The organism is Nonomuraea monospora (genome assembly GCF_039531895.1).
Classification (GTDB): domain Bacteria; phylum Actinomycetota; class Actinomycetes; order Streptosporangiales; family Streptosporangiaceae; genus Nonomuraea; species Nonomuraea monospora.
The window spans coordinates 257,488-272,065 of the sequence record NZ_BAAAQX010000002.1; the positions used below are offsets into that span (position 1 = coordinate 257,488).

General features: G+C 71.9%; 13 protein-coding genes. 5 read left to right on the forward strand and 8 right to left on the reverse strand.

The window, feature by feature from the left end; translation table 11 throughout:
* Nucleotides 1–3: 3 nt before the first annotated feature.
* Entirely contained in the window at nt 4–849 is an 846-nt protein-coding gene (locus ABD331_RS04495; RefSeq protein WP_344470955.1) for an aldo/keto reductase, read from the reverse strand.
* Between the two features lie 138 nt (nt 850–987).
* On the opposite strand from ABD331_RS04495, the gene ABD331_RS04500 reads away from it, so the two are divergent.
* Nucleotides 988–2,532: a M28 family metallopeptidase gene (locus ABD331_RS04500; protein WP_344470956.1), complete on the forward strand. Its 1,545-nt coding sequence runs from the start codon at nt 988–990 to the stop codon at nt 2,530–2,532.
* Between the two features lie 129 nt (nt 2,533–2,661).
* On the opposite strand, the gene ABD331_RS04505 is transcribed toward ABD331_RS04500, so the two are convergent.
* The 7 genes from ABD331_RS04505 to ABD331_RS04535 form a co-directional block, all read right to left on the reverse strand.
* A complete protein-coding gene (locus ABD331_RS04505; protein WP_344470957.1) occupies nt 2,662–4,032 on the reverse strand; it encodes a sulfatase family protein in 1,371 nt (456 codons plus the stop codon).
* Between the two features lie 13 nt (nt 4,033–4,045).
* Entirely contained in the window at nt 4,046–4,852 is an 807-nt protein-coding gene (locus ABD331_RS04510) for a carbohydrate ABC transporter permease (RefSeq protein ID WP_344470958.1), read from the reverse strand.
* Entirely contained in the window at nt 4,852–5,724 is an 873-nt protein-coding gene (locus tag ABD331_RS04515) for a carbohydrate ABC transporter permease (protein ID WP_344470959.1), read from the reverse strand. The genes ABD331_RS04510 and ABD331_RS04515 overlap by 1 nt, the downstream gene beginning before the upstream one ends.
* The gene (locus ABD331_RS04520; protein ID WP_344470960.1) at nt 5,721–6,986 is read right to left on the reverse strand and encodes an ABC transporter substrate-binding protein; all 1,266 of its coding nucleotides are present in this window, start codon (nt 6,984–6,986) and stop codon (nt 5,721–5,723) included. The genes ABD331_RS04515 and ABD331_RS04520 overlap by 4 nt, the downstream gene beginning before the upstream one ends.
* Nucleotides 6,987–7,001: 15 nt before the next feature.
* On the reverse strand, nt 7,002–8,024 hold the full coding sequence (locus ABD331_RS04525) for a LacI family DNA-binding transcriptional regulator (RefSeq protein WP_344470961.1): 1,023 nt from the start codon (nt 8,022–8,024) through the stop codon (nt 7,002–7,004).
* A gap of 145 nt (nt 8,025–8,169) precedes the next feature.
* Nucleotides 8,170–8,844 (reverse strand): 2-oxo acid dehydrogenase subunit E2, encoded by a 675-nt coding sequence (locus ABD331_RS04530; protein WP_344470962.1) that lies wholly within the window; start codon nt 8,842–8,844, stop codon nt 8,170–8,172.
* Complete coding sequence (locus tag ABD331_RS04535; protein ID WP_344470963.1) at nt 8,841–11,021, reverse strand: alpha-ketoacid dehydrogenase subunit alpha/beta; 2,181 nt, start codon at nt 11,019–11,021, stop codon at nt 8,841–8,843. Before ABD331_RS04535 ends, ABD331_RS04530 begins: the two co-directional genes overlap by 4 nt.
* A gap of 90 nt (nt 11,022–11,111) precedes the next feature.
* Here ABD331_RS04535 and ABD331_RS04540 point away from each other — a divergent pair, with 90 nt between their 5' ends.
* From ABD331_RS04540 to ABD331_RS04555, 4 genes are read left to right on the forward strand one after another with little or no spacing between them, the layout of a single operon-like run.
* Nucleotides 11,112–11,603 (forward strand): VOC family protein, encoded by a 492-nt coding sequence (locus ABD331_RS04540; protein ID WP_344470964.1) that lies wholly within the window; start codon nt 11,112–11,114, stop codon nt 11,601–11,603.
* Nucleotides 11,590–12,231: a GntR family transcriptional regulator gene (locus ABD331_RS04545; RefSeq protein WP_344470965.1), complete on the forward strand. Its 642-nt coding sequence runs from the start codon at nt 11,590–11,592 to the stop codon at nt 12,229–12,231. The genes ABD331_RS04540 and ABD331_RS04545 overlap by 14 nt, the downstream gene beginning before the upstream one ends.
* On the forward strand, nt 12,228–12,677 hold the full coding sequence (locus ABD331_RS04550; RefSeq protein ID WP_344470966.1) for a (2Fe-2S)-binding protein: 450 nt from the start codon (nt 12,228–12,230) through the stop codon (nt 12,675–12,677). The genes ABD331_RS04545 and ABD331_RS04550 overlap by 4 nt, the downstream gene beginning before the upstream one ends.
* Nucleotides 12,677–14,575 carry a molybdopterin cofactor-binding domain-containing protein gene (locus ABD331_RS04555; RefSeq protein WP_344470967.1) on the forward strand — a complete coding sequence of 633 codons (1,899 nt, stop codon included), beginning with the start codon at nt 12,677–12,679 and terminating at the stop codon, nt 14,573–14,575. The genes ABD331_RS04550 and ABD331_RS04555 overlap by 1 nt, the downstream gene beginning before the upstream one ends.
* The last annotated feature ends 3 nt before the right edge of the window (nt 14,576–14,578 follow it).

Sequence of the window (14,578 nt, forward strand, 5' to 3'; positions counted from 1 at the left end):
GTCTCAGCCCAGCTCGCTCAGTTGCTCGGCCGTCAGCTCCACCGTCGAGGCTCCCAGGTTCTCCTCCAGGTGCGCGATCGACGACGTGCCGGGAATCGGCAGCACCATCGGCGACCTGGCCAGCAGCCACGCCAGGCTGACCTGCGACGGCGTGGCGCCGAGCACCTTGGCCACGTGCTCCACCGGGCTGCCGGGCCCCGTCAGCGCGCCCTTGGCGACGGGGCTGTAGGGGATGAAGACGATGCCCTGCTCGGTGCAGTGGTCGAGGACCGGCTCGGAGAAGCGGTTGGTGAGGTTGTAGCGGTTCTGGACGGAGACGATGCCGGTGACGCGGCGCGCCCGCTCCAGCTCCTCGACGCTCACCTCCGACAGCCCGATCTCGGCGATCTTGCCTTCGTCGCGCAGCGCGTTCAGCTCGCCGACCTGGTCCTCCAGCGGGACGTGCGGGTCGATGCGGTGGAGCTGCAGCAGGTCGAGCCGCTCGACGCCGAGCCTGCGCAGGCTCATCTCGACCTCCTGCCGCAGGTACGCGGGCCGCCCCACCGGGTGCCACTGGCTCGGCCCTGTGCGGACGAACCCGGCCTTGGTGGCGATCAGCAGACCCTCCGGGTACGGGTGCAGGGCCTCGCGGATGAGCTCCTCGTTGACGTACGGGCCGTAGGAGTCGGCCGTGTCGATGAAGTTCACGCCCAGCTCGACGACCCGGCGCAGCACCCGGACGGCCGCGTCGCGGTCGGCTGGCGGCCCCCAGACGCCCGGCCCCGTCAGGCTCATGGCCCCGTAGCCCAGGCGGTGCACGGTCTTGCCGCCGATGGCCAGCGTGCCGACGGACGGGAGCGATATGGACATGCGGTTCCTCACCTCGACTTGCGACGTTCCAGGTCCGTGATGCAACGGATACGTGCTCACTCTTCCCTACCACGTGACCCATGAATACGTTTCGGGACATCTGCGCTTTTTGACCCGGTTCACGTCTCGAGGAGCAGCATGAGATCACGCTTACGCCGAGGGGTCGTAGGTGCCGTCACCAGCGCGGCCCTGATCCTGTCACCGATCGCCCTCGCGGGGCCCGCCGCGGCCCACGGGGGCAAGAACGACGTGCAGAAGCTCGTCAAGGCCGTCTCCGGCAAGAACGTCAAGAAACACCTGCGGGCGCTGCAGGCCATCGCGAACGCCAACGGCGGCACCCGCGTCTCCGGCACCCCCGGCTTCGACGCCTCCCGCGACTACGTGGCCGCCAAGCTGCGCCGCGCCGGGTACGACGTGACGATCCAGCCGTTCGAGTTCACCTTCGACGGCTACATCACGCCGCCCGTGCTCAAGCGGACCAGCGGCGAGCAGAAGACGTACACCTACGGGTTCTTCGCCGACTACGTCGCCATGCAGGACTCCCCCGCCGGCGCCGTCAGCGGCACGCTCCAGGCGGTGGACCTGGTGCTGCCGCCGGGGCCCGCGGCCAACACCTCCAGCTCGGGGTGCGAGGCGAGCGACTTCGCCGGGTTCACGGCCGGCAACATCGCGTTGATGCAGCGCGGCACCTGCAGCTTCCGGATCAAGGTGGACAACGCCATCGCCGCCGGAGCCAGCGCCGCCGTCGTGTTCAACGAGGGGCAGCCCGGCCGTACCGAGGTGGACCTGAACCCGACACTCGGCGGGCCGGGCGTCACCATCCCCTCCTTCTTCACCAGCTTCGCGGCCGGCAACGAGCTGGCCGCCACGGCGGGCACCACCGTGCAGCTGAACTGGGACCCCATCGTGGAGACCAGGACCACCTACAACGTGATCGCGCAGAGCAGGAAGGGCGACCCGGACAACGTCGTCATGCTGGGCGCCCACCTGGACAGCGTCCAGGAGGGGCCGGGCATCAACGACAACGGCTCGGGCAGCGCGGGCACCCTCGAAGTGGCGCTGCAGATGGCCAAGCTCAAGCCGAAGAACCAGCTCAGGTTCGCGTTCTGGGGGGCCGAGGAGTTCGGGCTGCTCGGCTCGCAGCACTACGTGAGCGCGCTGACCGCCGAGGAGCGGGCCAGGATCAGCCTGTACCTCAACTTCGACATGATCGCCTCGCCGAACTACACGTTCGGCATCTACGACGGTGACGGCGACGCCTTCGGCACCGCCGGGCCTCCCGGGTCCGACGTGATCGAGGAGGACTTCGAGAAGTTCTTCGCCGGGCGCGGCCTGCCGTTCACCGCGACGGCGTTCACCGGGCGCTCCGACTACGGGCCGTTCATCGCGGTCGGCATCCCGTCCGGCGGGCTGTTCACCGGGGCCGAGGTGCTCAAGACCGAGGAGGAGGCCGCGATCTTCGGCGGCACCGCCGGGATCCCGCTCGACCCCTGCTACCACAGCGTCTGCGACACCATCCGCAACATCAACGACAAGGCGCTGGACGTGAACTCGGACGCGATCGCCACGCTGGCGGGCACGTACGCGTTCGACACGGGCACCATCGGCACCGCCCCCGCACCGGCGACGGCGTCCCGCGCCGCGCAGGCGCACCCGCACCACCCCGCGGACTCCGCGAGCTGACCCTCGCTCCGGCCCCCGCGCCCTGCTCAGGGCTCGGGGGCCGGCCCCCGGGGCAGCACGCCCCGTACCTTCCTCATGGTGCGGAGGCGCCCCCGGGGGCGGCGCGCGACCGGCGGCCGGGCGGGTCGATCAGGAGGTGGGGCGGGGCTGGTGGCCGTAGCGGACGGGCTTGGGGCCGCGCAGGCGGACCTCAGGGTCGGGCATGGCCTGCTCACGCCCCTCCCGCACCACCGCCGGCTCGACCACCGGCGCGGCCCCCTCGGCCTCGGCGATCCGCCGCACCAGCCGTTCCCGCAGCCCGGCCGCCACCCCGGCGTGCGAGGCGTACCCCGCCAGGTTGACCAGCTCGTACGGGTCGTTCTCCAGGTCGTACAGCGCCTGCTCCCGATACGACGGCGCGGACGCGTCGTCCCAGGGGTGCGCGCCCTCGGCGACCGCGTAGTACTTCCACCGCGACGTACGGATGCCGCGCCCCACTTCCGACTCGCTCACCTGGAAGAACACCTCCTCGGGCCAGGAGGCGCCACGCGGGTCGCGCACCAGCGGCAGGAACGAGCGCCCCTGCATGTCGGAGGGCACCGGCAAGCCGGCGGCCTCCAGCAGCGTGGGCGGCAGGTCGAGGGTGCTGACCGGCCGGGAGATGGCGCCGCCGCCGTCGAAGCCGGGGCCGCGCAGCGCGAGCGGCACGCGCAGGGACGCGTCGTGGCAGGAGCGCTTGTACTCGCCGTTGCGCGTCTTGAAGTGGTTGCCGTGGTCGGAGGTGTAGGCGACGATCGTGTCGTCCAGCAGGTCCATGCTGCGCAGCGCGTCGAGCAGCCGGCCGAGGCCTTCGTCGAGGCGTTTGACCTGGCCGAGGTAGCCGCCCAGGTGCTGGTGGGCGGTGCCGCCGAGGGCGGCGAGGTCCGGCGGCATCCAGCGGCCCTGGTAGCGCTCCTCGTAGCCGTCGGGGGCCGGGTAGTTGTCCACCTCGTTCTGGTGGTGCGGCTCCAGGAGCGACAGGAACAGGTAGAACGGCTCGTCGGCGTGGTCGGCGACGAAACGGACGGCCGCGTCCATGAGCGCGTCGGAGCGGTAGCCGGGCAGCAGGACGGGCTCGTTCGCCTCGTCGTAGACGATGGTGCGGTAGGCGTCGGAGGTGTGCTCCAGCGCGTTGGCCGCCAGCCACGACTGGTAGCCGCCGCGCCGGTCCTCGGGCACCGGCTCGGTGCCGGCCAGGTGCCACTTGCCGATGTAGCCGGTGGCGTAGCCGGCCGCGCCGAAGTGGTGGGCCAGCGTGCGCTCCTCGGGGGGCAGCACGCGGCCGTTGCGGTAGACGCCGGTCGTGGTCGGGTAGCGGCCCGTCTGGAGCGCCGCGCGGGCGGGGGCGCACACCGGCTGCGGGGTGAGCGCGACCGTGGCCTGCGTGCCGCGCCTGGCCATGGCGTCGAGGTTCGGGGTGAGGGGGCCGACGGTGTCCCACCGCTGCTGGTCGGTGAAGACGACGATCACGTTCGGGCGCAAAACTGCAGACTCCTTATTTGAGACCGGTCAGGGCGATGCCCCTGACGAAGTATCTCTGGGTGAGGACGAACAGGACGGCGGTGGGCACGAAGAGGATCACCGAGCCGGCGGCCGTGAGGTGCCACAGCGTGAAGTACTCCTGGTTGAACAGGGTGAGCCCGACCGGGATGGTGCGCATCTCGGGCGTGGACGTGGCGACCAGCGGCCAGAGGAACTCGTTCCACTGGAAGACGAACGTGAACAGCCCGAGCACGGCCAGCGCCGGCCGCGTCTGCGGCAGGATGACGCTGCGGTAGACGCGCAGCTCGGAGGCGCCGTCGATGCGGGCGGCGTTGATCAGGTCGTCGGGGATGGGCTGGATGAACTGCCGCATCAGGAAGATGCCGAACGCGTCCATCAGGAACGGCGTGATCAGCCCCTGGTAGGTGTCCAGCCATCCCAGGTTGGACATCAGCACGTACAGCGGGATCATCCGCACGAAGAACGGCACCATCAGCGTGGCGAGCAGCGCCACGAACAGCGTGTTGCGCAGCGGGAAGCGGAACTTGGCGAAGACGTACCCGACGAGCGGGTCGAACACCAGGTGCGCCAGCGTGATCGCGCCGGCCACGATCAGGCTGTTGACGATGAAGTTGCCGAACGGCGCCCGGGTGAACAGCTCGGCGTAGTTGCCCCACTGCGGCGACGCGGGCACCAGCACGGCGTCGGCCGCCAGGGTCTCGGCCTCCGTCTGCAGCGACAGCGACAGCATGTAGAGCAGCGGCACGACCGTGATCAGCGAGGCGAGCCCGAGCAGGGTGTAGAGCAGCCACTTGCGCATCAGTACGTGACCTCCGAGCGCCGCCCGGCCCTGAGCTGGACCAGCGTGAACAGCACGATCACGATGAGCAGCAGCACCGACTGGGCCGAGGAGTAGCCGAAGTCCCTGGTGCGGAAGGCGACGTTGAAGATGTGGAAGACGGACAGGTCGGTGGCGTCGCCCGGGCCGCCGCCGGTGATGATGTACGCCTGCCCGAACGCCTGCAGCCCCGAGATGACCGCCATCACCGACACGAACAGCGTGGTGGGCGCGAGCAGCGGCAGCGTGATCCGCCAGAAGCGGCGCCAGGCGTCCGCCCCGTCGATCTTGGCGGCCTCGTGGTAGGTCTCGGGGATGCCCTGCAGCCCGGCCAGGAACAGCACCATCGTGTAGCCGACGCTCTGCCAGAGCGTGACGGCGGCGATCGTGAGCAGCGGCGCGGTGTTGAGCCACTGCTGGGTGGGCAGCCCGATCGCCATCAGCGCCCGGTTCAGCACGCCCAGCTCGGGGTCGAGGATGTTGCGCCACAGCAGGCCGACGATGGCGACGGAGGTCAGGTACGGCACCAGCAGCACCACCCGGAACACCACCCGCCCCTTGAGCGGCTGGTCGATGGCCAGGGCCAGCGCCAGCCCGAGCACGATCGAGCCGAGCACCACGAGCACCGAGAAGATCGCCGTCACCAGGAACGAGTGCCGCACGGCGGGGTCCGTCACGGCCTGGGCGTAGTTGCCCAGGCCGGTCCACTGGTCGGCCATCGGCCCGGTGCGGAAGCTGGTGGCCACCACGTTGCCGATGGGCAGGTAGAAGAACGCCGCGAAGAACAGGATCGCCGGGAGCAGGAACAGGTAGGCGGTCCTGGCGTAGCGGCCGTACAACGTGCGCGGCCTCACTTCAGGAAGCCCTCCGCGGTCTTGACGAAGCTGTCGAGCGCCTCGGCCGCCGGCTTGTTCTGGATGAGCACCTGCTGGTACATGACCTTGAGCTGCTCCTCCCACTTGCCGAGCTGGCCGGTCAGGCGCACCTCCTGGGAGGAGTCCCTGGCCGTGGGCAGCGCGTCGGCGAAGACCTTGGTGGCGGCGTCGGACTGCACCTCGGGCAGGTCCACCCAGGACTTGCGCGGCATGAGCATGCCGGTCTCCTTGGTGGCGGCCTGCTCGACCTGGAGGGCGGTGATGCGCTTGATGAAGTCCCACGACAGCTCGGGCCTGGTGGCCTTGGCGGGCACGAACATGCTGACGCCCGCCGCCTGGGTGGCCGCCGTCTTGTTCTTCAGCGGCGGCGCGACGCCCAGCTCGAGGTCGGGGCTGGTCTTCCTGATGGGGTCGAGGTCCCACGGGCCGGTGAGGATCATCGCGGCGCGCTTGGCGGAGAACAGCTTCTGCGGGCCGGAGTAGTCGGTGCCCGCCACGGGCACCGGGGCCACCTTGTGCTTGTGCACGAGGTCGGCCTGGAACTGCAGGGCGGCGACCGCGTCGGCGCGCGGCTCCATGATCGCCTTGGTCTCCAGGTCGTAGGGGGTGACGCCGGCCTGCACCATCCACGGCCACAGGTAGGTGTAGTCCTGGTTGAGCGCGACGCCGTACACGCCGTCCTTGGTCAGCTTCCTGGCCGCGTCGAGGAACTCCTCCCAGGTCGTCGGCACCTCGACGCCCGCCTCGCGGAGCATGGCCTGGTTGTAGAGCAGCGTGTTGCAGGTCAGGTGGAGCTGCACCCCGTAGACCTTGCCCTGGTAGGAGTTGCGCTCGACCGTCACCGGCTGCCAGTCGGACGGGAAGCCCATGGCCTGGCCGTCGCGGTCGACGAAGTCCTGCAGCGAGCGGGCGTTGCCGGACACGGCGAACTCCTGCACCCACCCGCCGGGCTCCTCCACCAGGTCGGGCACGGTGCCGGAGGCGAAGTCGGCCAGCAGCCTGGTGCGCAGGTCGGGCCACTGGTACTTCTGCAGGTTGACCTTGACCTTGTTGGCCTGCTCGAACTCGGCGATCACCTTGCGGTAGGCCTGGTAGTCGTGGCCCGCGTTCCAGTAGACCGTGAAGGTGCCCGGCGCGGCGCTCTGCGTGGCGGGCGCTCCCGCGCAGGACGACAGGACGGGGATGGCGGCGGCGGCCCCGGCGAGGCGGAGCAGGTCACGGCGTGAGGGGTGGGAGGGCATGTCGAGATTTCCCTTCTAGGACGAACCCCGCCGCACGAAGGTCCACGAACGGACGATCTCGCGGGCGGGTGGCGGCTCCTCGGCCTGGAGGCGGTCGAAGAGCAGGCGTACGACGTCGGTGTAGTCGTGGCGGAGCGGACCGACGGTGCTGAGCTGGGGATTGCTGATGAGACCCTCGTCGATGTTGCCGACGCCGACGACGGCGACGTCGCCAGGCACGCTCAGCCCGAGGTCCCTGGCGGCCCAGATGGCGCTGATCGCCGCCCGGTCGGACGCGGCGAAGATCGCGTCGGGCCTGTCGGGTGAGCTGAGCAGCTCGGTCGCCGTCTGGTACGCGGCCACGCGGTCGTCCGCTCCCCCGGTGACGATGCGCTCCTTGACGCCGTGCCGATCCAGGGCGGTGGTGTAGCCGAGCAGCCGCCCCATGGGCTTGTCGCGGTAGACCTCGAACCGGTGCGCCATGTAGGCGATGCGCCGCCGCCCCGTCTGGAGCAGGTGCTCGACGGCCTCGGCGCACGCCTCGGCCTCCGGCGTGCGGACGAGGTCGCAGCCCTTCAGCCCGCTCTCGTTGCCCAGCACCACCATCGGCAGCCCGGTGGCTGCCAGCCCGGCGAGCAGGTCGTGAGCGAGGTGATCGCCGACGACGTGGATCAGCGCCCCGTCGGCGATGCCGCCGCGCAGCACCTCGACCGCCGCCTGAGCGCGTGCCTCGTCGTAGACGGACAGCGTGACCACCGAGTAGCCGCGCGCGTCGGCCATCTCGTGCAGGTCCGTCGCCAGCCGCACGTCGGCGGGGACCCCGCCGAACGAGCTGAGCACCAGGCAGACGCGCTGGGTACGGCGTTTGCGCAGGCTTCTGGCCGCCTGATTGGGGGTGTAGCCGAGCTGCCTGGCGGCGTCGAGCACCCGCTGCCTGGTCTCGGCGGCGACAGGACGGTCCTTGCCGCTGAGGACGTAGGAGACGGTCGCCACTGACACGTTCGCCAGCTCGGCCACTTGTCGTGCTGTTGGTCTCATGTTAGTCGAATAACCTAGCATTCCCTACAGGCTTATAGGGTAATCGGGTGCCTGGATCTCGGGTTATGGAGCGCGGAAGGGAAGTTGTCATCGGTCGGCCCTCGGCCGGTGTTAAACGATTAACACCGTAATCCTCACGTGCCGCCGGAGCAAGGGGTGAATTTCGCTAGGCCAGGACGCGCACGGGGTCGGCGAGCAGCGCCAAGAACGCCGCCATCCAGGCGGTGGCCGCCGTGACGTCGATCGCGCGGGGGTCGGCCGACAGCGTCACGCGCATCACATGACGTGCCTTGAGCCTGCCGTCCCCGCCCACCACCGGCTCCCTGCGCACGGCGCCGACGGCCAGGGCCGCCCGCTGGGGCGGGACGACCGGCGCGGTGAACTCCTCGGCGTCCAGGGCCAGCACCGTCATGACGCCGCCCACCGGCTCGGACGCGTCCGGGGCGTCCAGGGCGGCGGCGATCGAGGTGAGCGATCGGCGGTCCGCCTCGCGGAGCACCAGGGTGCCGCCGTGGAGGGTGACGGAGAGGTCCACGGTCACCGCGAGTGTCTGCCGGGAGGCGTGGGCGGCGGCCTTGAGCACGACAGGCAGGACGGTCATCGCGACGCCGCTGTCTTCGAGGCGGCGCAGGAGTTTGAGCAGCTTGCCGACGCGGGCGGTGCCGCGCACGGAGAAGTACGGCGTCACTACCGGGTCCCGCACCGCCGCCTCCACATCGCGGCGGATCACGCGGCCGTCCGGGCCGGTGCCGGTGATCCCGTCGAGCGGCAGGCCCGCCTCCCTGGCCAGCCGCCGCGCCAGCGGGCTCGCCGGGATCCGCGCGACCGGGGCGGCGCTCACCACCACCTCGCCATCTCCACCAGCTTGGCCGCCACTTCCTCCTCCTGCGCGATGGCCGCCCGCTCCAGCACCTTGCTGATGCTCGGCGACGCCTCCCCGCCGGTCACCCGCTGCACCGGCCCGTCCAGCCAGTCGAACAGCCGCCGCTGGATCTCGTCCGCCAGCCACCCGCCGTACGACGCGCCCATCGGGCCCTGCTCGGCGATCAGCACGTTGTTCGTCTTCCTCACGCTCGCCCCGACCGTCTCCCAGTCGAAGCTCGCCCGGTCCAGCCAGCGCAGGTCGATCACCTCGGCGTCCACCCCCGCCGACTCGACGGCGCGCAGCGCGTACGCGGTCATCGCCAGGTACGTCAGCACCGTCACCTTCGAGCCCGCCCGCCGCACCCTGGCCCGCCCGACGGGGATGCAGTAGTCCAGGTCGTCCACCGGGCACTCCCCCGTGGAGCCGTACAGATCGACGTGCTCCAGCAGCACGACCGGGTCGCGGCAGCGCAGCGCGCTGTTCATCAGGCCGACGTAGTCGAACGGCGTGGACGGCGCGGCGATGCGCCAACCGGGCGCGGTGGCGAACAGGCCCGCCGGGTCCATCGAGTGCTGGGAGCCGTAGCCGGTGCCCATCGCGACCTTGCTGCGCAGGACCAGCGGCATGGCGTCGCCGCCGCCGTACATGTGCCTGGCCTTGGCGATCTGGTTGAAGAGCTGGTCGGCGGCGACCCACATGAAGTCGGCGTACATGAGCTCCACCACGGGCGTGCAGCGCCCGTCGGAGGCGATGCCGCCGGCCAGGCCCGTGAACGCGTTCTCGCTGATGGGGGTGCCGAGCACGCGGTCGGGGAAGGCCTCCTTGAGCCCTCTGGTGGCGCCGTTGGTGCCGCCGTTGAGCCGGTGCACGTCCTCGCCGAGCACGACGATCGACGGGTCGGCGCGCATCCGCCGCGCCATCACCCCCGACACGGCGTCGATGAACTTCCGCTCGGTCAGCTCCCCGGTGAACGTGTCGCGGTCGGCCAGCCGCGCGCCGCCGAACTCCGCGAGGTCGCCGCGCACGCCCACGTGCGCGAAGCCGGGGTCGGGCCACTGGCCGGGCCTGATCCTGCGCCTGCCGGGCGTGCCGCCGGGCAGGGGTTCGAGCAGCTCGCCGCCGACGTCCGCCATCAGGTCCTTCGCCCGTACGGTGGCGGCCTCCACCTCGGCGCGGGCGAGGATGCCGCGGCGGGCGAGGTGGCCCGCGAGCCGCTCGATCGGGTCGCGCGCCCGCCACTCCTGCTCCTCCTGCTTGCTGCGGTAGCCGAACGCGCTGCCCGGGAAGGGGCCGTTCTGGTGGAAGTAGCGGTAGACGTCCGCCTCGACGAGGACAGGGCCCTCGCCGGAACGCAGGTGCGCGACCGCCTCGCGCATGACCAGCCAGACGGCCAGCGGGTCCATGCCGTCCACCTTCCAGCTCGGTACGCCGAACCCAGGCCCGCGCGCCGACAGCCTCGGCTCGGCGGTCGCCTCGGCCACGCCGGTGGAGACGGCGTAGCGGTTGTTCTCCACGAAGAAGCAGAGCGGCAGCTTCCACGCGGCGGCCAGGTTCAGCGTCTCCAGGGTGGAGCCGATGTTGGCGGCCCCGTCGCCGAAGTACGTCACCGCGACCGCCCCGGTGCCCGCCCGCCGGTGCGCCCACGCCGACCCCGCCGCGAACGGCACGCCGCCGCCCACGATCGCGTTCGTGCCGATGGCGCCCGCCTCCTTCCAGCGCAGGTGCATGGAGCCGCCGCGGCCGTGACTGAAGCCGCGGTCCAGGCCGCAGATCTCGGCGAGCGTACGCAGCAGCACCTCGCGCACCTCCGGCGAGAACTCCCCCGCCGGGTCGAGGCCCTTCGGCTCGACGTGCGCCAGCGCCTTGGCCAGGAACTGGTGGTGCCCCCGGTGGGAGCCGTTGACCGTGTCGCCGGGGGCCAGCGCCAGGATCGAGCCGGCCGCGCCGCCCTCCTGGCCGATGCTGGAGTGCGCCGGGCCGTGCACCAGGCCCGCCCTGGCCAGGTCGAGCACGTACTCCTCGAACGTCCTGATCAGCAGCAGGTGGCCGAGCATCGTGGTCAGCAGGTGCGGGTCGGCGGCGTCCCAGTCGTCGCCGGTGGCGGTCACCTCGACCCAGGGCGCCGGCGGTTCGAGCCTGTGATGCTGGGGCATTCCTCAGCGTTACACGGAATGGATCCAGAAAACAGCCCTAGGCGGCCTGCACGGGCGGGCATAGGCTGTTTTGGATCCAAAGGAGGGTCGATGAGCGGACTTCCCGGGTTGAGCCGCCTTGATCACATCGGCTTCACGGTGCCGGACCTGGAACAGGCCAGGGCGTTCCTGGTGGACGTGCTCGGCTGCGAGTACCTGTACTCGATCGGCCCGTTCCGCCACGACGACACCGCGTGGATGCGGGAGCGGCTCAACGTGCACCCCCGGGCGGTGATGGAGCGGCTGCACTTCTTCCGCTTCGGCGAGCGGACGCTGTTCGAGGTGTTCCAGTACGCGGCGCCCGGGCAGCGCCGCGAGCCGCCGCGCAACAGCGACGTCGGCGGGCACCACGTGGCGCTGTGCGTGGAGGACCTCGACGCGGCCGTCGGCTACCTGCGCGGCCGGGGCGTCCGGGTGCTCGGGGAGCCGTCGGCCAGCATGGGGCCGGTCCCGGGGAAGCGGTGGGTGTACTTCCTGGCGCCCTGGGGCATGCAGTTCGAGCTGGTGTCGTACCCGGGGGCGTTCGACCGTGCGGGCGCCTGAGAGCCAGCGGGTGGCCGACCACCTGCGGGAGGCCATCCTGAGCGGGGCGATCGCGCCCGGCGAGCGGATCAGGCAGGAGGAGCTGGCCGAGCGGCTCGGCGCCAGCCGGCTGCCGGTCCGCGAGGCGCTGCGCATGCTGGCGGCGGAGGGGCTCACCGAGCACCATCCGCGCAGGGGCGCGCGGGTGCCCAAACCGGGCATGCACGAGGTGGAGGTGATGTACCGGATGCGCGAGCGGCTCGAACCCCTCGCCCTGGCCGAGAGCATCCCCCACCTGACCGCCGGCGACCACCGGCGGCTGGCGGCCGTCCAGGACAAGATCGAGGCCAACACCGACCTCGGCGAGTTCCTCGCGCTCGACCGCGAGTTCCACCTGCTGACGTACAGCGGGTGCGCGATCGAGCAGCTCTCCGGCATGGTCGTCAGGATGTGGAACGCCACCCAGCACCACCGGCGGGCCTTCATGCGGCTGACGGGGCCGGCGCGGCGGTGGGTCGTCAACGCCGAGCACCGGCTGCTGCTCGACGCCATCGAACGGCGCGACGTCGAGGACGCGGAACGGTGCCTGCGCGGGCACATCCGGCGGACGCGGATGGAGCTGTCCCGGCATCCCGAGGTGTTCACGTGATCCGGCTGACCGTCAACGGGGCCGCCGCCGAGGTGACCGCCGAACCCGGCACGCCGCTGCTCGACGTGCTGCGCGGCGAGCTGGGGCTGGTCGGGACCCGGTTCGGGTGCGGGGCCGGGTTGTGCGGGGCGTGCTTCGTGCTGCTCGACGGGGTGGTGACCGCCGCCTGCGACACGCCTTTGTCGGCCGCGGAGGGGCGGGCCGTGGTGACGGTCGAAGGGCTCGCGCCCGGGGACGAACTGCACGCGGTGCAGCGGGCGGTGCTGGAGGAGCAGGCGGGGCAGTGCGGGTACTGCTTGTCGGGGATGCTCGTCAGCGCTGCCGCCCTGCTGGCGCGCGAGCCGCGACCGGATGAGCCGGCGGTGGTGGCGGCGCTGGATCGGCATCTGTGCCGGTGCGGGGTGCAGCGGCGGGTCGTGCGCGCGGTGCTGAAGGCGGCCGAGTGATGAGGCGGGAGATGGTGTTCGTCTCGGACGACGGCGTGGTGTCGGTGCGGGACGACGGCGTGGTCTTCGTGCGGGCCGGGAAGGCGGAGCTGGGGCAGGGGGTGCTCACGGCGCTGGCCCAGATCGCCGCCGACGCGCTGGGGGTCGAGCTGTCCCGGGTGCGGATGCTTCCCGCCTCTACCGGTGCGGGGCCCGATCAGGGGTTCACGGCGGGCAGCATGTCCGTGGCCGTCGCGGGGGCGGCGCTGCGGGAGACGTGCGAGCGCGTACGTGATCAGGCTGGGGGTGCTGGGGCGGGGAGGTTCGTCGGGGTGAGCGTGCCCCGGCTGGACCTTCCCGACAAGGTCGCGGGCCGCCCCCGCTTCATCCACGACCTGCGCCTACCCGGCCAGCTCTACGGCCGGGTCCTGCGCCCGCCCTCCCCCGCCGCCCGCCTGACCCGCCTCACCCCTGCCCCGGGCCTGCACGTCGTACGCGACGGCTCGTTCGTCGGCGTCCTGGCCGAGACGGAGGCCGAAGCCGACCGGGCGCTGGCCGCCCTCGCCCGCGCCGCCGAGTGGGCCGACCACGACACGCTCCCCGACGAGCACGACCTGCACACCTTCCTCCGCCGGGGCCCGCACGAGACGATCACCGTGCGCACCCCCACCGGCCCTCCACCCGACGGAGAGCGGCACGCGGCCACCTACAGCAGGCCGTTCATCGCGCACGCCTCGATCGCCCCGAGCTGCGCCGCCGCCCGCTGGAATTCCGGCGGGAGCCTGGAGGTCTGGAGCCACACCCAGGGCGTCCACCCCCTGCGCAGAGCCCTCGCCGAGCTGCTGGCGGCGGAGGTCGAGGTGCACCACGTCGAGGGCGCGGGCTGCTACGGCCACAACGCCGCCGACGACGTGGCGCTCGACGCGGCCCTGCTGGCCCGCGAGGCCGGCGGCAGGCCGGTGCAGGTGCGCTGGAGCAGGCGGGACGAGCTGACCTGGGCCCCGTTCGGCTCGGCCATGTCGGTGGACGTGGCGGCGACCGTGGACGAGGCGGGGCTGGTGCGCTCCTGGCGGCACGACGTGTGGAGCCAGGGCCACCTCAGCCGCCCCGGTTACGCGGGCGGCGTGCCCGGCCTGCTCGCCGGCGCCCACCTGGAGCGGCCCTGGGCGTACCCGCCGGCCGTGGACCCGTCGCCGCAGTCGGGCCTGGGCATGGCGCGCAACGCGGTGCCGGGCTACGACTTCCCGTGGCTGGAGGTCACCGGCCACCGCGTGCTGGAGACGCCGATCCGGTCGTCGGCGCTGCGCTCGCTGGGCGCGTTCATGAACGTCTTCGCCATCGAGTCGTTCATGGACGAGCTGGCGTCCGCCGCGGGCATGGACCCGCTCGCGTACCGGCTGGCCCACCTGAGCGACCCCCGCGCCAGGGCGGTCGTGGAGCGCGCGGCCGACGCGGCGGGCTGGGGCGCGCCAGGCCTGGGCCTGGGGTTCGCCAGGTACAAGGGGACCGGCGCGTACTGCGCGGCGGTGGCGGAGGTGGCGGCCGAGCAGGACGTGCGGGTGCGCCGCCTGACGATCGCCGTGGACGTCGGCCAGGTCGTCAACCCCGACGGCGTGCGCAACCAGATCGAGGGCGGCGCCACCCAGGCGACGAGCTGGACGCTGAAGGAGCGGGTGCGGTTCGACCGGCGGGCGATCACCAGCGGCGACTGGGAGAGCTACCCGATCCTGCGGTTCTCCGAGGCGCCGGAGGTGGTGGTGGAGCTGGTCGAACATCCGGGCACGCCGTCGGTGGGCGCGGGTGAGGCGGCGCAGGGGCCGGTGGCGGCGGCCATCGCCAACGCGCTCGCCGCGACGCTCGGCGTCCGCGTCCGTGACCTCCCGCTGGACCGCGAGGCGGTGCTGAAGGCCATCCAGTGATCG

Excerpts from the sequence above, each read along its gene's own strand:
- ABD331_RS04495 (WP_344470955.1), bottom strand. The coding sequence starts at position 849 with ATGTCCATATCGCTCCCGTCCGTCGGCACGCTGGCCATCGGCGGCAAG.
- ABD331_RS04510 (WP_344470958.1), bottom strand. The coding sequence starts at position 4,852 with ATGCGCAAGTGGCTGCTCTACACCCTGCTCGGGCTCGCCTCGCTGATC.
- ABD331_RS04500 (WP_344470956.1), top strand. The coding sequence starts at position 988 with ATGAGATCACGCTTACGCCGAGGGGTCGTAGGTGCCGTCACCAGCGCG.
- ABD331_RS04540 (WP_344470964.1), top strand. The coding sequence starts at position 11,112 with ATGAGCGGACTTCCCGGGTTGAGCCGCCTTGATCACATCGGCTTCACG.
- ABD331_RS04520 (WP_344470960.1), bottom strand. The coding sequence starts at position 6,986 with ATGCCCTCCCACCCCTCACGCCGTGACCTGCTCCGCCTCGCCGGGGCC.
- ABD331_RS04535 (WP_344470963.1), bottom strand. The coding sequence starts at position 11,021 with ATGCCCCAGCATCACAGGCTCGAACCGCCGGCGCCCTGGGTCGAGGTG.
- ABD331_RS04555 (WP_344470967.1), top strand. The coding sequence starts at position 12,677 with ATGAGGCGGGAGATGGTGTTCGTCTCGGACGACGGCGTGGTGTCGGTG.
- ABD331_RS04525 (WP_344470961.1), bottom strand. The coding sequence starts at position 8,024 with ATGCTAGGTTATTCGACTAACATGAGACCAACAGCACGACAAGTGGCC.